17 protein-coding genes and 1 riboswitch are annotated in these 14,881 nt (G+C 65.6%); of the genes, 9 read left to right on the top strand and 8 right to left on the bottom strand.

Annotated elements, in window-relative coordinates; translation table 11 throughout:
* Positions 1-35: 35 nt before the first annotated feature.
* The 3 genes from pth to J2R78_RS10310 all read right to left on the bottom strand — a co-directional run bounded on the left by pth (position 36) and on the right by J2R78_RS10310 (position 1,965).
* Positions 36-650: an aminoacyl-tRNA hydrolase gene (gene pth, locus J2R78_RS10300; RefSeq protein ID WP_253604190.1), complete on the bottom strand. Its 615-nt coding sequence runs from the start codon at positions 648-650 to the stop codon at positions 36-38.
* A gap of 55 nt (positions 651-705) precedes the next feature.
* Entirely contained in the window at positions 706-1,428 is a 723-nt protein-coding gene (locus tag J2R78_RS10305; RefSeq protein WP_253604192.1) for a 50S ribosomal protein L25/general stress protein Ctc, read from the bottom strand.
* A gap of 276 nt (positions 1,429-1,704) precedes the next feature.
* The gene (locus tag J2R78_RS10310; RefSeq protein ID WP_050384261.1) at positions 1,705-1,965 is read right to left on the bottom strand and encodes an accessory factor UbiK family protein; all 261 of its coding nucleotides are present in this window, start codon (positions 1,963-1,965) and stop codon (positions 1,705-1,707) included.
* A gap of 177 nt (positions 1,966-2,142) precedes the next feature.
* On the opposite strand from J2R78_RS10310, the gene J2R78_RS10315 reads away from it, so the two are divergent.
* The 7 genes from J2R78_RS10315 to J2R78_RS10345 all read left to right on the top strand — a co-directional run bounded on the left by J2R78_RS10315 (position 2,143) and on the right by J2R78_RS10345 (position 8,520).
* Positions 2,143-2,877 carry a dienelactone hydrolase family protein gene (locus J2R78_RS10315; protein WP_253604194.1) on the top strand — a complete coding sequence of 245 codons (735 nt, stop codon included), beginning with the start codon at positions 2,143-2,145 and terminating at the stop codon, positions 2,875-2,877.
* Between the two features lie 15 nt (positions 2,878-2,892).
* Positions 2,893-3,735 (top strand): prolipoprotein diacylglyceryl transferase, encoded by an 843-nt coding sequence (lgt, locus tag J2R78_RS10320; protein WP_057016609.1) that lies wholly within the window; start codon positions 2,893-2,895, stop codon positions 3,733-3,735.
* Between the two features lie 99 nt (positions 3,736-3,834).
* Positions 3,835-4,893: a class I SAM-dependent methyltransferase gene (locus tag J2R78_RS10325; RefSeq protein ID WP_253609795.1), complete on the top strand. Its 1,059-nt coding sequence runs from the start codon at positions 3,835-3,837 to the stop codon at positions 4,891-4,893.
* Positions 4,890-5,657 (top strand): peptidoglycan editing factor PgeF, encoded by a 768-nt coding sequence (gene pgeF, locus J2R78_RS10330; protein ID WP_253604196.1) that lies wholly within the window; start codon positions 4,890-4,892, stop codon positions 5,655-5,657. Before J2R78_RS10325 ends, pgeF begins: the two co-directional genes overlap by 4 nt.
* 74 nt (positions 5,658-5,731) lie before the next feature.
* Positions 5,732-6,664 carry a MerR family transcriptional regulator gene (locus J2R78_RS10335; protein ID WP_253604198.1) on the top strand — a complete coding sequence of 311 codons (933 nt, stop codon included), beginning with the start codon at positions 5,732-5,734 and terminating at the stop codon, positions 6,662-6,664.
* Between the two features lie 102 nt (positions 6,665-6,766).
* A complete protein-coding gene (locus tag J2R78_RS10340; RefSeq protein WP_253604201.1) occupies positions 6,767-7,387 on the top strand; it encodes a hypothetical protein in 621 nt (206 codons plus the stop codon).
* A gap of 179 nt (positions 7,388-7,566) precedes the next feature.
* Positions 7,567-8,520 carry a ribose-phosphate pyrophosphokinase gene (locus J2R78_RS10345; protein ID WP_028344316.1) on the top strand — a complete coding sequence of 318 codons (954 nt, stop codon included), beginning with the start codon at positions 7,567-7,569 and terminating at the stop codon, positions 8,518-8,520.
* Between the two features lie 158 nt (positions 8,521-8,678).
* Here J2R78_RS10345 and J2R78_RS10350 read toward each other — a convergent pair whose 3' ends face one another.
* Positions 8,679-9,485, bottom strand: coding sequence for an SDR family NAD(P)-dependent oxidoreductase (locus J2R78_RS10350; RefSeq protein ID WP_076825526.1), 807 nt, complete (start codon positions 9,483-9,485; stop codon positions 8,679-8,681).
* 104 nt (positions 9,486-9,589) lie between these two features.
* Positions 9,590-10,171, bottom strand: coding sequence for a 6,7-dimethyl-8-ribityllumazine synthase (locus tag J2R78_RS10355; protein WP_253604203.1), 582 nt, complete (start codon positions 10,169-10,171; stop codon positions 9,590-9,592).
* 78 nt (positions 10,172-10,249) lie between these two features.
* Positions 10,250-10,403, bottom strand: a riboswitch (FMN riboswitch).
* A 440-nt stretch (positions 10,404-10,843) separates the two neighbouring features.
* Here J2R78_RS10355 and J2R78_RS10360 point away from each other — a divergent pair.
* Both J2R78_RS10360 and proC read left to right on the top strand, forming a co-directional pair.
* Positions 10,844-11,344: a YbjN domain-containing protein gene (locus tag J2R78_RS10360; RefSeq protein ID WP_016844492.1), complete on the top strand. Its 501-nt coding sequence runs from the start codon at positions 10,844-10,846 to the stop codon at positions 11,342-11,344.
* Between the two features lie 150 nt (positions 11,345-11,494).
* Entirely contained in the window at positions 11,495-12,370 is an 876-nt protein-coding gene (gene proC, locus J2R78_RS10365) for a pyrroline-5-carboxylate reductase (protein ID WP_253609796.1), read from the top strand.
* A gap of 123 nt (positions 12,371-12,493) precedes the next feature.
* Here the strand turns inward: proC and J2R78_RS10370 are convergent, their stop codons facing one another.
* From J2R78_RS10370 to hisS, 3 genes are all read right to left on the bottom strand, one after another.
* A complete protein-coding gene (locus J2R78_RS10370; RefSeq protein ID WP_253604206.1) occupies positions 12,494-12,904 on the bottom strand; it encodes a thioesterase family protein in 411 nt (136 codons plus the stop codon).
* A 137-nt stretch (positions 12,905-13,041) separates the two neighbouring features.
* Positions 13,042-13,383: a tautomerase family protein gene (locus tag J2R78_RS10375; RefSeq protein WP_309144996.1), complete on the bottom strand. Its 342-nt coding sequence runs from the start codon at positions 13,381-13,383 to the stop codon at positions 13,042-13,044.
* Positions 13,364-14,878, bottom strand: coding sequence for a histidine--tRNA ligase (gene hisS / locus J2R78_RS10380; protein WP_253604209.1), 1,515 nt, complete (start codon positions 14,876-14,878; stop codon positions 13,364-13,366). The genes J2R78_RS10375 and hisS overlap by 20 nt, the downstream gene beginning before the upstream one ends.
* Between the last annotated feature and the right edge of the window lie 3 nt (positions 14,879-14,881).

The raw sequence follows: 14,881 nt of genomic DNA on the forward strand, positions 1-14,881 counted from the left end.
CATGGCGGGCTCGTGCCGATGACGAATAAGGGAGATCAAGCCGGCTTCTCGCCGCCATTCTCACCCTTGTCGAAAAATCCTTTGGCCTGCATCGTCAGATGCACCTTGTTGGCGAACGACGCGTCGTGCCCCGCAGCCAGCAGGCCGGCATTGTCGGCGACGGCCTGGCACAAGGCCTCCACCCACGCCCGGTCGCTCTTGGCGAAGTCCGACAGCACGTGGCTGTGCACGAGCTCCTTGACGCCGGGATGACCGATCCCGAGCCGCACCCGCCGGTACTCGTTGCCGATATGCGCGGAGATCGAGCGCAGGCCGTTGTGGCCGGCGATCCCGCCGCCGATCTTGACCCGCACCTTGGCCGGCGGCAGTTCGAGCTCGTCCTGGAACACGGTGATGTCGGAGGGCGCGAGCTTGAAGAAGTTCGCCGCTTCCTGCACCGCGCGCCCGGACTCGTTCATGTAGGTGGTCGGCTTCAGCAGCACGACCTTCTCGCGATCGACGACGCCCTCGGAGGTCTCGCCCTGAAAGCGACGGCGCCATGGTGCGAAACCATGACGCCGTGCAATCTCTTCGACCGCCAGGAAACCGATATTGTGCCGGTTGCTGGCGTATTTCGCGCCGGGATTACCGAGACCGACAAAAAGGCGCATGGCGCGGCATCCCGCGTCGGCGCGCCATCAGACGATCGCGCGCCGACCTGATCGGTTACTTCTTCTTGTCGCCACCGGCGGGAGCCTTGGCACCCGCGGCCGGAGCTGCAGCACCCGCAGCCGGAGCCGCCGCAGCGGCCGGAGCTGCAGCACCCGCGGCCGGAGCAGCGCCACCGGCAGCAGCCGCAGCCGCGGCCTTCTGCTCTTCGGCGTAGCCGGACGGCGGCACGAGGGTGACCAGGGTCGCGTCCTCGCGGGTCAGCGACTTCACGCCCTTGGGCAGCTTGATGTCGGTGAGATGCAGCGAGTGGCTGATCTCGAGGCTGCCGACGTCGGCTTCGATGTATTGCGGAATGTTGTCGACCGCGCATTCGAGTTCGAGCGCGTGGGTGACGATGTTCACGGTGCCGCCGCGCTTGATGCCGGGGGCGGTTTCCGCGTTCACGACGTGCAGCGGCACGCTGACGCGGATGGTGGCGCCTTCGCCGAGCCGCATGAAGTCGACATGGACCGGGAAGTCCTTCACCGGGTCGAGGTGGTAGTCGCGCGGAATCACGCGATGCTTCTTGCCCCCGAGATCGATGTCGAACAGCGTGGTGAGGAACCGGCCCGCCAGGATGCGCTGGCGCAGTTCACGGTCGTCGACCGAGATGGTGACGGGGGGCTGGTTGTCTCCGTAGATCACTCCGGGAACTCTCCCGGCGCGACGCTCTGCCCGGGCGGCCCCCTTGCCGCTCTTCGGACGCGCGGTCGCCTTCAATTCCTTGACGGTCGCCATAGCGTTAAGTCCTTGTATTTAAAAAGTTAAAGGCCGCAGCGCGGCCCATGCTCAGGTCCACAGCAAGCCTCCAGGGGTGCGGGGGCCGCGGACGTGGCGGGCTTTTAGCCCCAAAGGGCCGAAATGACAAGGAAATGAAGGGATTTTTCTTGGGTTACCGAGCGAGGATCGTAGCCCGCATGGAGCGAAGCGAAATCCGGGACCACTGCCTCCGCGGGGCCGGCCCCGGATTGCGCTTCGCTCCATCCGGGCTACGGGGCTGCGCTCCGGGCCGTTTCAGCCGGCCGTACCGCCGAGCTTGGCTTCCAGCGCCGCGATCCTCGCCTTCAGCGCCTCGTTCTCCTCGCGCGCCAGGCGGGCCATGTCCTTGACCGCGTCGAATTCCTCGCGCTTGACCACGTCGAGGTCGCGCAGGATCCGTTCCGCCTGGTTGCGCATGACCGTGTCGACCTCGCGCTTGACGCCCTGGGCGGCGCCCGCGGCGTCATTCATCAGACGGCCGATCTCATCGAAAAACCGGTTGCTGGTCTGGGTCATCTCGCAAAACTCTCCGCGTTCACTGCCTCGCGCCAAAGACAATGGCGATCTCAGCCATCCGGTTCAAGTCCGCCGCGAATGGCAGGCCTCCCGAGGCTTGCCTTGTCATGCTCCGGTTTCCTTGCAATCGTATGAACTCACAACAGAAATCGCACACATAACGCGAGCAGAAACGCCATGATCGACCAGACCGTCGAGATCCCGACCAAGGACGGCAAGACCACCACCTTCATCACCCATCCCGAGCGCGGCGGCCCCTTCCCCGTCGTCATCTTCTACATGGACGCGCCGGCGATCCGCGAGGAGCTGCGCGACATGGCGCGCCGGCTCGGCACGTCAGGCTATTATGTGATGCTGCCCAACATGTATTACCGCGCCGGCGTGATGGAGCTCGGCCCGATCAATCCCGATCCGGAATCGCCCGAGCGCAAGCGCATGTTCGAGCTGATGCACTCGCTCAACATTCCGCTGGTGATGGAAGACACCAAGGGCCTGCTCGCCTATGCCGAGACGCAGAAGGCCGCGAACACCAGCATCATCGGCACCGTCGGCTATTGCATGAGCGGCCGCTATGCGGTGAACGCAGCGACGCATTTCGGCGATCGCGTCAAGGCCGCTGCCTCGGTCTACGGCACGCATCTGGCGACCGACCAGCCCGACAGTCCGCATCTTGCCGCGCAAAAGACAAAGGCCGAACTCTATTTCGCCTGCGCCGAGACCGATATCTACGCGCCACAGGACATCATCGAGCAGGTGAAGGCCGGCATGAAGGGATCGAACAACGAGGTCGAGATCTATCCCGGCACGCATCACGGCTTTGCGTTCCCCAAGCGTCCGGTCTATGACCGCGACGCCGCCGAACGCCATTGGGAGCGGCTCCTCGCGCTTTACCGGCGCAACCTCGTGGGCTGAGCCTCAAGACGCACGATGCCGTTCCTGCTGATCGACTTTCCGGTGTTCAATCCCGTCGCGCTCTCGCTCGGGCCGATCGTGATCCGCTGGTATGCGCTGGCCTACATCGTCGGCATCGTGCTGGGCTGGATCTACGCTCGCTCGCTGATCAAGAAGGAGCGGCTGTGGGGCGGCCCGGCGCCGATCACGCTGCCGCAGCTCGACGATTTCATCCTCTGGGTCACCATCGGCATCATCGTCGGCGGCCGCACCGGCTATGTGCTGTTCTACAATTTGCCCTTCTTCATCGCGCATCCGGCCGAAATCCTCGAATTGTGGAAGGGCGGCATGTCGTTCCACGGCGGCTTCCTCGGCTGCGTCGCCGCGGTGATGCTGTTTGCCCGCCGCAACAACATCCCGATCCTGTCGCTCGGTGACATCACCACCGCGGTCGCGCCGATCGGGCTGTTCCTCGGCCGGCTCGCCAATTTCATCAACAGCGAATTATGGGGCCGTCACGCCGATCCGAGCCTGCCCTGGGCCATGATCTTCCCTAATGGCGGGCCGCTGCCGCGGCATCCGAGCCAGCTCTACGAGGCCGGGCTCGAGGGCATCGTGCTGTTTGCAGCGCTGGCGATCATGATCCGGATGGGCGCGCTCAAGCGTCCCGGCCTGATCCTCGGCAGCTTCATCACGATCTACGGCGTTGCCCGAATCATCGGCGAGCACTTCAGGGAGCCCGACCCGCAACTCGGATTCCTGTGGGGCGGACTTACCATGGGCATGCTGCTGTCGGTGCCAATGATCATCGTGGGCGTTATCATCATCACGGCCGCCGTCCGCCGCAGGGCGAACGGTCCGGCACCGAGTTCAACCTGAACAAGTTCAATCTAAAGCAAGTGCAATCCAAGGAAGGCCGTGAACGAACCCTCCCCGCTGCTGGATGAGATCAGGAAGCTGATCAAGCTGTCCGGGCCTATGCCGGTCTGGCGCTACATGGAACTGTGCCTGATGCATCCGCGGTACGGCTACTATCTGTCGCGCGATCCGCTCGGCCGCGAGGGCGATTTCACCACGGCGCCCGAGGTCAGCCAGATGTTCGGCGAACTGCTTGGGCTGTGGAGCGCCTCGATCTGGCGCGCGATCGGCTCGCCGGAGACGTTCCGCCTGATCGAGCTCGGGCCCGGCCGCGGCACCATGATGTCCGACGCGCTCCGTGCGCTACGCGTGCTGCCGCCGCTCTACCAGTCGCTCAGCATCCACCTCGTCGAGGTCAACCCGGTGCTGCGCGAGAAGCAGTACGCGACGCTGGCGGGCGTGCGCAACATCACCTGGCACGATAGCATCGACGACGTGCCCGAGGGACCGGCGGTGATCCTCGCCAACGAATATTTCGACGTGCTGCCGATCCACCAGATGGTCCGCCGCGAGACCGGCTGGCACGAGCGGACGGTCGGGATGGATGCCAATGGCAACCTGTATTTCGCTCCCGCGCCCGAGCCGACGCCGCATTTCGAGGTGCTGCTGCCGTCGCTGGTGCGCGCCGCCCCGCTCGGCGCGGTGTTCGAATGGCGGCCCGACAACGAGATCATGAAGCTCGCCACGCGGCTGCGCGACCAGGACGGCGCCGCGCTGATCATCGATTACGGCCATCTGCGCAGCGACGCCGGCGACACTTTCCAGGCGATCGCGCGCCACAGCTTCGCCGACCCGCTGAAGAACCCGGGACAGGCCGACGTGACCGCGCATGTCGATTTCCAGGCCATGGCGCGGGCCGCCGAGGATGTCGGCGCGCGCGTCCACGGTCCGGCGACGCAAGGCGACTTCCTCAAGCGTCTCGGCGTCGAGGCCCGTGCCGCCGGGCTGATGGCGAAAGCAAGCCCCGAAGTCTCCGCCGACGTTGCCGGTGCGCTGAAGCGGCTGACCGATTCCGGACGCGGCGGGATGGGCTCGATGTTCAAGGTCATGGCCATCTCCGACCCGCGCCTCACCTCGATCGCCGGATTGAGCGATCAGCCTGACGAGACCCAACCATGACATTGGGATCACCGCTGCTGTCGGCCATTCCGGGCCTGCGCCACGCCTTCTTCTCGCGCGAGGGCGGCGTGTCGGAGGGCATCTATGCCGCGCTGAATGGCGGGCTCGGCTCGCGCGACGATCCGGCCAAGGTCGCGGAGAACCGGCGGCGGATGGCGGAGCAGCTCGGCGTGCCGCTCGATCACCTCGTCAGCGTGCATCAGGTTCACTCGCCTGACGTCGTGGCCGTGACCGGTCCATGGAATGGCGCCGTGCGCCCGAAGGCGGACGCGCTTGTCACGCGCACCGAGGGCCTTGCGATTTCGGTCACGACGGCCGACTGCGGCCCGATCCTGTTCGTCGATCCCAATGCGCGGGTGATCGGCGCGGCGCATGCCGGCTGGAAGGGCGCGCTGACCGGCGTGCTGGAATCGACCATCGACGCGATGGAGAAGCTCGGCGCCGAGCGCGGCGGCATCGTCGCCGCCATCGGCCCACTGATCCGCAAGGAATCCTACGAGGTCGGCAACGAATTCGTCGAGCGCTTCATCGAGGCCGATGCGGAGAACGGCATGTTCTTCATGCCTGCCGAACGCGCCGGACACGCGATGTTCGATCTTGCCGGCTTCATCCGCATGCGGCTGGAAAATGCCGGCGTGCTGATGATCGACGATCTCGGCATCGACACCTATTCCGACGAGCGCTGCTTCAGCTACCGCCGCTCCGTGCACCGCAAGGAAGCCGATTACGGCCGGCTCGTTCACGCCATCGCGCTGGAAAGCTGACGCCGGGCACTCCCGCGATTTTTGTGCGACAAGCGTCTTGACTCTCCACCTGCTGGAGACCGGACAAGCGGCGCATGACACAACGCACCTACAGCATCGGCGAGGCGGCGCGGCTCAGCGGAATCAGCGTCCGCAAGCTCCGCTTCTATTCGGACCAGGGGTTGCTGCCGCCGGCCGGCCGCACCGCGAGCGGCTATCGCGTCTTCACCGACGACGAACTGGTTCGCCTCGACCTGATCCGTTGCCTGCGCGATGCGGGGCTCGGTCTCGATGCCATCCGTGAGGTTCTGACCAAGGAACTCTCGCTGGTCGAGGCGCTGCAGCTTCGCCTCGAGACGCTGGAAGCGGAGATCGCGGCACAGCGCCGCGTCGCCTCGGCCCTGCGGGCTGCGTTGCGTTCACCGCAACTCACCGAAGCAGATTTGAGGAGATTCCTGACCATGACGCAGCTGTCCCGCGCCGAGCGCCGCAACGTCGTCGAACGCTTTTTCGAGAAGGTGTCCGACGGCATCAACATCGACCGGAAATGGATCCGGCAGATGATCGAGACCAGCGTGCCCGAATTGCCGGACGAGCCGACGCCCGAGCAGTGCGATGCCTGGATCGAGCTTTCGGAGACGCTCAACGACCCTTCCCTCGTCACCAACATCCGCGCCAACGCGGAGGACGTCTGGAATCACCACGTGCTGGATCTCGCCGCTTGGCAAGCGGCCAACGAAACCGTGCTGGCGAGAGCCAAGGAGATTATCGCGCGCGACCTCGGCCCGACGTCGGAGGCCGGCCAGGCGCTGGCGCGCGACTGGCTGGAAACATCGGCGCGATTGCTGAAGCGAAAACCTGATCTGGAATTCCGCAACTGGATCCGCGGCAAATATGCCCTGCACGATGCCCGTGCGGCGCGCTATTGGGAGCTCGTCGCCATCATGCGCGGGCAATCGCCGGACGCGAGCCCGAACCGCGAATGGGCCTGGATCACCGCAGCCATGCGGCACCATCTCTCTGACTGAGCAGGGAAATCCGAAACCTCGTGGCGCGCCGCCCGGATCGGTTAAGCGCTGTGGCCGTCCTGCCCTAGACGTTAAGCCGTTTTAACGATATCGCAGGACGCAATGAGGGAAGCGTCGAACCGCCAGTTTCAAACTGGGACAGCCGTGCGTGCCGCGATCGCATGTTCGTGGCTCGCGGTCGCGTGCGCGCTTGGCGGCTGCGCGGCCGGCGGCAACGTGGCCGACTCCTACGCCATGGCCACGCCGGCAAGCAGCGGCGCAACCGTTGCGTTCGAATCGATCGACGGCCCGCCGCCCCAGGTGTTCGACCGCATGGTCGGCGTGCTCGACAGCGAGTCCAAGCTGCGCAGCCTGTCGATCGTGTCGCGCCAGGGCGCTGCCGCCTATCGCGTGCGCAGCTATCTGTCGGCGCAGGTGGTGCGCGGCCGCACCATGATCGCGTGGGTGTGGGACGTCTACGACAGCAACCAGCAACGCGCGCTGCGGCTCTCCGGCGAGGAGCCCGCCGGCAAGGCCGGCCGCGACGCGTGGGCCGCCGCCGACGACCTGGTGCTGCGCAAGATCGCCCAGGCCGGCCTCAGCGGCCTGTCCGGCATGATCAATGGCGGCCCGGCGGACAGCCCCGCGCCCGCCCCGGCACCGGACCTCCGCGGGCCCACGGTGGCAAGCACCCCGGCCGCCGCCGCGCCCGAGACCGTGGCGCTCGGCTATTCCGCCGACTAAACCCCGTTATCGCCCGGGGAAATGCGTTTTTTGCCCAGGAAAACGGCGGCCAAAGCCGGCTAATGGGTTGCCATCGGATGCGCCTGCCTGATATTCCCTCGCGCACCGAAAACCCGCCGGTTCTGTAAGGACTTGAGATGCTGAACGTCGTATCCAGCAAGGCGCGGGGGGAAGCATCGATGTCGGCAAAGAACGGATCAATCAAACTCGTCGCCGGCAACTCCAATCCTGCGCTGGCGCAGGACATCGCCAAGGGACTTGGCATCGAACTGACCAAGGCCGTGGTCCGGCGCTTCGCCGACATGGAGATCTTCGTCGAGATCCAGGAGAACGTCCGCGGCTCGGACATGTTCATCCTGCAGTCGACGTCGTTTCCGGCCAACGACAATCTGATGGAACTGTTGATCATCACCGACGCGCTGCGCCGCTCCTCGGCGCGCCGCATCACCGCGGTGGTGCCCTATTTCGGTTATGCCAGGCAGGATCGCAGGTCCGGCTCGCGTACGCCGATCTCGGCCAAGCTGGTCGCCAACCTGATCTCGCACGCCGGCGTCGACCGCGTCATGACGCTCGACCTTCATGCCGGCCAGATCCAGGGCTTCTTCGACATCCCGACCGACAACCTGTTCGCGGCGCCCCTGATGGTGCGCGACATCAAAGAAAAGTTCGACCTCGCCAAGGTGATGGTGGTGTCGCCCGACGTCGGCGGCGTGGCGCGTGCCCGCGGGCTCGCCAAGCGCATCAACACCCCGCTTGCGATCGTCGACAAGCGCCGCGAGCGCCCCGGCGAGTCCGAGGTGATGAACGTGATCGGCGACGTCGCCGGCTACAACTGCATCCTGGTCGACGACATCGTCGATTCCGGCGGCACTCTGGTGAATGCGGCCGAGGCGCTGATCGCGCACGGCGCGAAGGAAGTCTCGGCCTACATCACCCACGGCGTGCTGTCCGGCGGCGCCGCCGCGCGCATCGCCTCGTCGCGTCTGAAGGAACTGGTCATCACCGACTCGATCCTGCCGACGGAAGCCGTCAACAAGGCACCGAACATCCGCCAGATCTCGATCGCCGGACTGATTGCCGAAGCGATCGGCCGCACCGCGGCGGAAGAGTCGGTCTCGAGCCTGTTCGATTAAATCGATATTTGCTGTCGTCCCTGCGAAAGCAGGGACTCATAACCACAGGCCTTGTTGTTGCGAAGGCTGTGGCTCCAGCGTTGTCAATCAATTCGCATTGGTGGTTATGGGTCCCGGCTCGAGGCCGGGACGACACCGAGTATGTGGCAGCCACCCCGCTAAAACCCCGGCCGTGGAACGTGGCTCATCAGCGTCCGCGCATAGCCGCCATCGACGATGATCTCCTCACCATTGACGTATGACGAGCGGTCGCTGGCCAGGAACAGGGTCGCGTCCGCCATGTCCTGCGGTGCGCCGATCCGGCGCATCGGCACCACGGCGGTGCGCCGCTCGGTGACCCCTGGCGTGTCGTAGAAGGCCTGGCTCATCGGCGTCACGACAAGGCCGGGGCTCACCACATTGCTGCGGATGCCATGCGGCCCCCATTCGGCGGCGAGTTGCTGCGAGAGCATGACGACCGCGGCCTTGCTGACGCTGTAGGCGCCGCTCTGCCCCTGCGCATTGCTGGCAGCGATCGAGGCGACGTGGATGAGGCTGCCGCGTCCGGCCTTGCGCATCTGGTGGCCGAACGCCTGGGCGCAGATGAAATAGCCGGTGAGATTGACCGCCAGCACCGCATTCCACTCCGCGAGCGGCAGCGTGTCGAGCCCGCCCGGGCGCAGCACCGCCGCTGTGTTGACGAGGATGTCGCAAGCGCCGAGCGTGCGCGCGACGGCGTCGGCGGCTGCCGCGACATTGTCCTCGCTGGTCGTGTCGCAGGTCGCGACGAGATGACCGTCGCCGAACTCGCCAAGCTTTGCCTTGGTCTCCGCGAGGGAGCGCTCGTCGCGATCGAGCGCGGCGACCCTGGCGCCGGCCCGCGCGAAACTGACCGCGGTAGCGCGGCCGATACCGCCGCCTCCGCCGGTGACGACGGCAACGCGGCCCGACAGGCCGAGCCAGTCGGAGGAATGTTGTTCGGTCATGGGGCGCCTCCCGCGCGTTTTGGTTTTATGCCGCAAGCATAACCGAACGCGCCGCGGGCGAGAGCGATCCCGGCACGCATGCCGGAATCGCTTTTCCGCCGATGCTAGCCGGGAATCCCCGCCGCGACCTGGCCGCGCAGACGCTCGAGGCTGAGCAGCGTGTTGGCGCAGGCTTCCGCGACCTCGATCCCCTTGATGACGAAGTGCTTGCGGAAGAACTCGTAATGCACCTCGGTCTCGTGGAATTGCTGCGGCGTCAGCACCGCCGAGAACACCGGCACCTCGGTGCGCAATTGCACATCCATCAGCGCCTTGATCACGGTGTCGGCGACGAATTCGTGGCGGTAGATGCCGCCATCGACGACGAGCCCGGCCGCGACGATCGCGGTGTAGCGGCGCGTCTTCGCCAGCAGCTGGGCATGCAGCGGGATCTCGAACGAGCCCGGCACCTCGAACACGTCGACATTGGTGATATGGCGCGCCTCGATCTCCTTCAGGAAGGAGATGCGGCACTCTTCCACCACGTCGCGATGCCAGGACGACTGCACGAAGGCAACGCGCTGCGGCTTTGCGAAGTGCGGATGCTCCGGCGTCGGCGGATTGGCCGGCGTATCGGGAGCGATTTCTGCCCGGGGGGTTTGGACTTGAGAAGCTTGAACGTCTTGATCTTGCAACATCTGATTCATGGCTTTCCTCTTTCAGGACCAGAATCAGGGCACACGGACAACGACACGAGCCCACGCGAAAATCGCGTTGGCTGCCGCAACCGTTCTCTTTCATCCGGACTGTAACCGTCGGCTTCGGAATTGCACCGAATCTGCTGACCCTTCCGCCGGCTTCGCGGAGGAAGGCGCTCGCGGGCTTGGGCTCATCACCCTTACCGCCGGTGGGGATTTTCACCCCGCCCTGAGAACTCGGCACGCCCGGGATGGACGTGCCTGAGAGAAATATGACCAAAGCGCGACAGCCGGGCAAGGCCTTTGGCATGGGGAAACGGCATGTCCCCATGAGCGCGTTGCGGCTCTGCGAGGTTGATGTGAGGGCCCGACGGCTGATTCACAGGCGCGGCGAAGCGCCGGCAAATGGTTAACAAAGCGTTACGCGAACGCTTAGATTCCGATTTGTTCTCAAAATCACAGATGTGGCGGAGATCAGCTGTGGACGATGCGCGCTTTGGCTGTGGACGGACTCGGCGTGCGGTTGCGCGGATTCCGCAAATCACATCACTTCATCGGCGTCAGGTCCAGGGGCATCCGGAAGCCCGGTCAAGGAACTGCACTCGGCCACGACGCAGTATGTCGCAAGTGCCGGCTTCCGTGTGCGTATCAAGCGATCATAAGAACAAGGTCCGAGACGGCATGTCCCTCCTCGAAAGCATTATCGATTCCCGGAATAACCCGCTTGCGGTGGTCGAAGATATCGCCACCGACAACAACTGGGCGTTCGAGCGTTCCGGCGAAGACGAGGTGACGATCGTCTCCAAGGGAGACTGGATCGATTATCAGCTCTCGTTCACCTGGATGGGCGAGATCGAGGCGCTGCATCTCGCCTGCGCCTTCGACATGAAGATGCCGCAGGCGCGCCGCGCCGAGGTGCAGCGGCTGGTCGCTGCGATCAACGAACAATTGTGGGTCGGCCATTTCGATCTGTGGACCCACACCGGCATGGTGATGCATCGTCAGGCGCTGGTGCTGCCCGGCGGCCTCACCGCCTCCACCGCGCAGTGCGAGGCCATGGTGGTCAACGCGATCCACGCCTGCGAGCGCTACTACCCGGCGTTCCAGTTCGTGGTGTGGGCCGGCAAGTCGACCGCCGAAGCAATGGCCGCGGCGATGTTCGACACCGAGGGCGAGGCGTAAGCTCCACGGACTCAATCGTCATGCGCGGGCTTGACCCGCGCATCCATCCGACAAAGCTGCTTTCATTCCGATGGATTGCCGGGTCAAGCCCGGCAATGACATTTGGCAGCTTGTGGCTCGCGCTTCACTTCACTAGAACCGCCTGTGGTTATGGGTCCCGGCTTTCGCCGGGACGACACCGGGTTTGTGGAGACGCCTGTGAGCACGAGCAGCGCACTGAAAAACTCGACCGGCACCATCGCGCTCGCGGGCGCGGGCAAGATGGGCGGCGCCATGCTGACCGGCTGGCTCGCGCAGGGCCTTGCGCCTGAACGTGTCGCGGTGATCGACCCGCATCTCTCGCCGGAAATCTCCGCGCTTGCCGCAAAGGGCGTGCGGCTCAATCCGCAAGCGAAGGATCTCGGCACGGTCGACACGCTTGTCGTCGCGGTGAAGCCGCAATCGTTCCGCGACGCCGGCGCCGCGCTGAAATCCTTCGTCGGCCCCTCGACGCTCGTCGTCTCGATCATGGCCGGCACGACCATGTCAGCGCTGGAAGAGGTTGTCGGCGGCGCGGTGGTGCGCGCGATGCCGAACACGCCGGCAGCGATCAGCCGCGGCATCACCGTCGCTGTACCGTCGAAGCGCGTCACCGCCGCGCAGCGCGCGATGACCGATGCGCTGCTGAAAGCGACCGGGCTCGTCGAATGGGTCGACGATGAGAGCCTGATGGACGCGGTGACCGCGGTCTCCGGCTCGGGCCCTGCCTATGTCTTCCTGCTCGCCGAGGAGCTGGCGCGCGCCGGCGTTGCGGCCGGCCTGCCCGAGCAGCTCGCGACCACGCTGGCGCGGGCGACCGTCGCCGGCTCCGGCGAGTTGCTGCATCGCTCGGATCTGCCGTCGGCGACCCTGCGGCAGAACGTCACTTCGCCCGGCGGCACCACGGCTGCGGCGCTCGAGGTGCTGATGGCCAGTGACGGCATGCAGCCGCTGATGACCCGCGCGATTGCCGCCGCGACAAGGCGCTCAAGGGAGTTGGCGAAGTAGCGCATGCACCGTCATTGCCGGGCTTGCCCCGGCAATCCATCGAACAAGGACGCTTTCTTCCTTGATGGATGCGCGGGTCAGGCCCGCGCATGACGAGTTCGCCGGACCAACGACACAGGCCGCCTACTGCGCCGAACCCGACGTCCCGGCCAGCCGCTTGTTGAAGCTTTCGACATTGATCAGACCGCGGGCATGGCGGCCTTCGCCGAGCTTGCGCGAGCCCTCAAAGGCCTCGACCTCGAAGCGGATCACGCGGCGTTCGACCGCGATCACTTTTGAGGTCGTCCGCACGGTGGCGCCGACCAGCGCGGCGGCGAGATGGCGGATATCGACCTCGGTCCCGACCGTGACCCAGCCGGGCTGCAGCGCGGCGCGGATGGCATCGCCCGACGCCATCTCCATTTCGAGGATCATCATCGGCGTCGCATAGACCATCGGCATGCCCGGCACGAAGTGACCGACGGTGCGCTCCGGCGGCACCACGAGCATGCGCTCGGCGCTCATGCCGATCCTGATGAAATCGCGTGCGTCCATGGATGCCTTGCTCGTCATTCCGGGGCACGCGAAGCGTGAACCTCAGGTGCGCAATCGCGCATCGGGGAATCTGGAGATTTTGATCGAGATCCCCGGCTCGCGCTAATGCGCGCCCCGGGATGACGCGCTTTCGCGCGTCACTTCTTCGCCGCAGCCGCGCGCTCGACGAACGACTTGCCGCCCTTCATCTTGTGATGCAGCGGCGCTTCGTTGATCTGGATCACGACCGCGTCGGCATCGACGCCGAGATTCTTCACCAACGCCTGGGTGATGTCGCGCATCATGCCGAGCTTCTGCTCGTCGGTGCGGCCGGCGGCCATGCTCACGGTGATCTCAGGCATTGTTGTCTCCCTCTTGTTGTCGCCATGGCCGGGCTCCTCCCGGCCATTCACGTCGCCGCGCATCAAACAAGAGGTGGATGCCCGGCACAAGGCCGGGCATGACGTCACAAGCGAATGGCTATCCCCACGCCACGTCATGCCGCGCCAGGACCTCGCGGACCCTGGCGACCAGATCGGCCTCCGCGCAGGAGAACTGCGCCGGACGCGTCTCACGCCATTCCTGGTTGGAGGCGATCGCAGCGGCGGCCTTGGCGCCCTCGATCAGATCCTTGATCTGCACCTCGCCGCGCGCCTTCTCGTCCGAGCCCTGGATGATCACGCAGGGCGAGTTGCGGCGATCGGCATATTTGAGCTGGTTGCCCATGTTCTTCGGATTGCCGAGATAGAGCTCGGCGCGGATGCCGGCCTGGCGCAACTGCGCGACCATCTCCTGGTAGTCGGCGACGCGATCGCGGTCGAACACGGTGACGACGACAGGACCGAACTCGGCCTGCGTGTCGAGCTGGCCGAGCATCGTCAGCGCCGCCTGCAGGCGCGACACGCCGATCGAGAAGCCGGTTGCCGGCACCGGCTCGCCGCGGAAGCGCGAGACCAGACCATCATAGCGGCCGCCGCCACCGACCGAGCCGAACCGCACCGGGCGGCCCTTCTCGTCCTTGGTGTCGAGCAGCAGCTCAACCTCGTAGACCGGGCCGGTGTAGTATTCGAGGCCGCGAACAACGGTCGGATCGATGCGGATGCGATCCGCGCCATAGCCGGACGCCGCGACCAGCTTGGCGATCTCCTCGAGCTCGCTCACGCCGGCCTGACCAACTTCGCTCTTCGCCAGATAGGTCTCCGCCGCAGCAATCGCCTCTCGCCAATCGTCGCGCTGCTGCGTGACGGCCAGGACGATATCGGCATCCGCGGGGCTCAGGTCGGCGCCCTTGGTAAAGTCGCCCTTGCCCTCTTCGCCGCCATCCCATCGTCCGGCACCAAGCAGCTTGCGAACCTCCTCGGCGTGAAATTTGTCGAGCTTGTCGATCGCACGCAGCACCGTGAGACGGCGGCCCGCATTCTCCTCACCGCCGAGGCCGATCGCCTCGAGCACGCCGTCGAGCACCTTGCGGTTGTTCACCTTCACGACATAGGAGCCGCGCGGAATGCCGAGCGCTTCCATCGTGTCGGCCGCCATCATGCAGATCTCGGCGTCGGCCGCCGGCGTCGCCGAGCCGACGGTGTCGGCGTCGAACTGCATGAACTGGCGGAAGCGGCCGGGACCGGGCTTCTCGTTGCGGAAGACATAGCCGAACCGATACGACCGATAAGGCTTCGGCAGTGCGTCGAAGTTTTCCGCGACATAGCGCGCCAGCGGCGCGGTCAGGTCGTAGCGCAGCGAGATCCACTGCTCGTCATCGTCCTGGAACGAGAACACGCCCTCATTGGGCCGGTCCTGGTCGGGCAGGAACTTGCCGAGCGCGTCGGTGTATTCCATCGCCGGCGTCTCCACCGGCTCGAAGCCGTAGAGCTCGTAGACGGCGCGGATCTTCTCCACCATCGCCCGCGTGGCATTGATCGCGGCCGGGCCGCGATCTTCCAGCCCGCGCGGCAGGCGCGCCTTCAGTTTCTGGGGTTTCTTGGGTTTCTCGGCCATGAG

It is taken from the genome of Bradyrhizobium sp. USDA 4538 (assembly GCF_024171045.1).
Classification (GTDB): Bacteria; Pseudomonadota; Alphaproteobacteria; order Rhizobiales; family Xanthobacteraceae; genus Bradyrhizobium; species Bradyrhizobium australafricanum.

Bases quoted from the DNA above. Each gene is read 5' to 3' on its own strand.
- pth (WP_253604190.1), bottom strand. From the start codon at position 650: ATGCGCCTTTTTGTCGGTCTCGGTAATCCCGGCGCGAAATACGCCAGC.
- J2R78_RS10305 (WP_253604192.1), bottom strand. From the start codon at position 1,428: ATGGCGACCGTCAAGGAATTGAAGGCGACCGCGCGTCCGAAGAGCGGC.
- J2R78_RS10310 (WP_050384261.1), bottom strand. From the start codon at position 1,965: ATGACCCAGACCAGCAACCGGTTTTTCGATGAGATCGGCCGTCTGATG.
- J2R78_RS10315 (WP_253604194.1), top strand. From the start codon at position 2,143: ATGATCGACCAGACCGTCGAGATCCCGACCAAGGACGGCAAGACCACC.
- lgt (WP_057016609.1), top strand. From the start codon at position 2,893: ATGCCGTTCCTGCTGATCGACTTTCCGGTGTTCAATCCCGTCGCGCTC.
- J2R78_RS10325 (WP_253609795.1), top strand. From the start codon at position 3,835: ATGCCGGTCTGGCGCTACATGGAACTGTGCCTGATGCATCCGCGGTAC.
- pgeF (WP_253604196.1), top strand. From the start codon at position 4,890: ATGACATTGGGATCACCGCTGCTGTCGGCCATTCCGGGCCTGCGCCAC.
- J2R78_RS10335 (WP_253604198.1), top strand. From the start codon at position 5,732: ATGACACAACGCACCTACAGCATCGGCGAGGCGGCGCGGCTCAGCGGA.
- J2R78_RS10340 (WP_253604201.1), top strand. From the start codon at position 6,767: ATGAGGGAAGCGTCGAACCGCCAGTTTCAAACTGGGACAGCCGTGCGT.
- J2R78_RS10345 (WP_028344316.1), top strand. From the start codon at position 7,567: ATGTCGGCAAAGAACGGATCAATCAAACTCGTCGCCGGCAACTCCAAT.
- J2R78_RS10350 (WP_076825526.1), bottom strand. From the start codon at position 9,485: ATGACCGAACAACATTCCTCCGACTGGCTCGGCCTGTCGGGCCGCGTT.
- J2R78_RS10355 (WP_253604203.1), bottom strand. From the start codon at position 10,171: ATGAATCAGATGTTGCAAGATCAAGACGTTCAAGCTTCTCAAGTCCAA.
- J2R78_RS10360 (WP_016844492.1), top strand. From the start codon at position 10,844: ATGTCCCTCCTCGAAAGCATTATCGATTCCCGGAATAACCCGCTTGCG.
- proC (WP_253609796.1), top strand. From the start codon at position 11,495: ATGGGTCCCGGCTTTCGCCGGGACGACACCGGGTTTGTGGAGACGCCT.
- J2R78_RS10370 (WP_253604206.1), bottom strand. From the start codon at position 12,904: ATGGACGCACGCGATTTCATCAGGATCGGCATGAGCGCCGAGCGCATG.
- J2R78_RS10375 (WP_309144996.1), bottom strand. From the start codon at position 13,383: ATGACGTGGCGTGGGGATAGCCATTCGCTTGTGACGTCATGCCCGGCC.
- hisS (WP_253604209.1), bottom strand. From the start codon at position 14,878: ATGGCCGAGAAACCCAAGAAACCCCAGAAACTGAAGGCGCGCCTGCCG.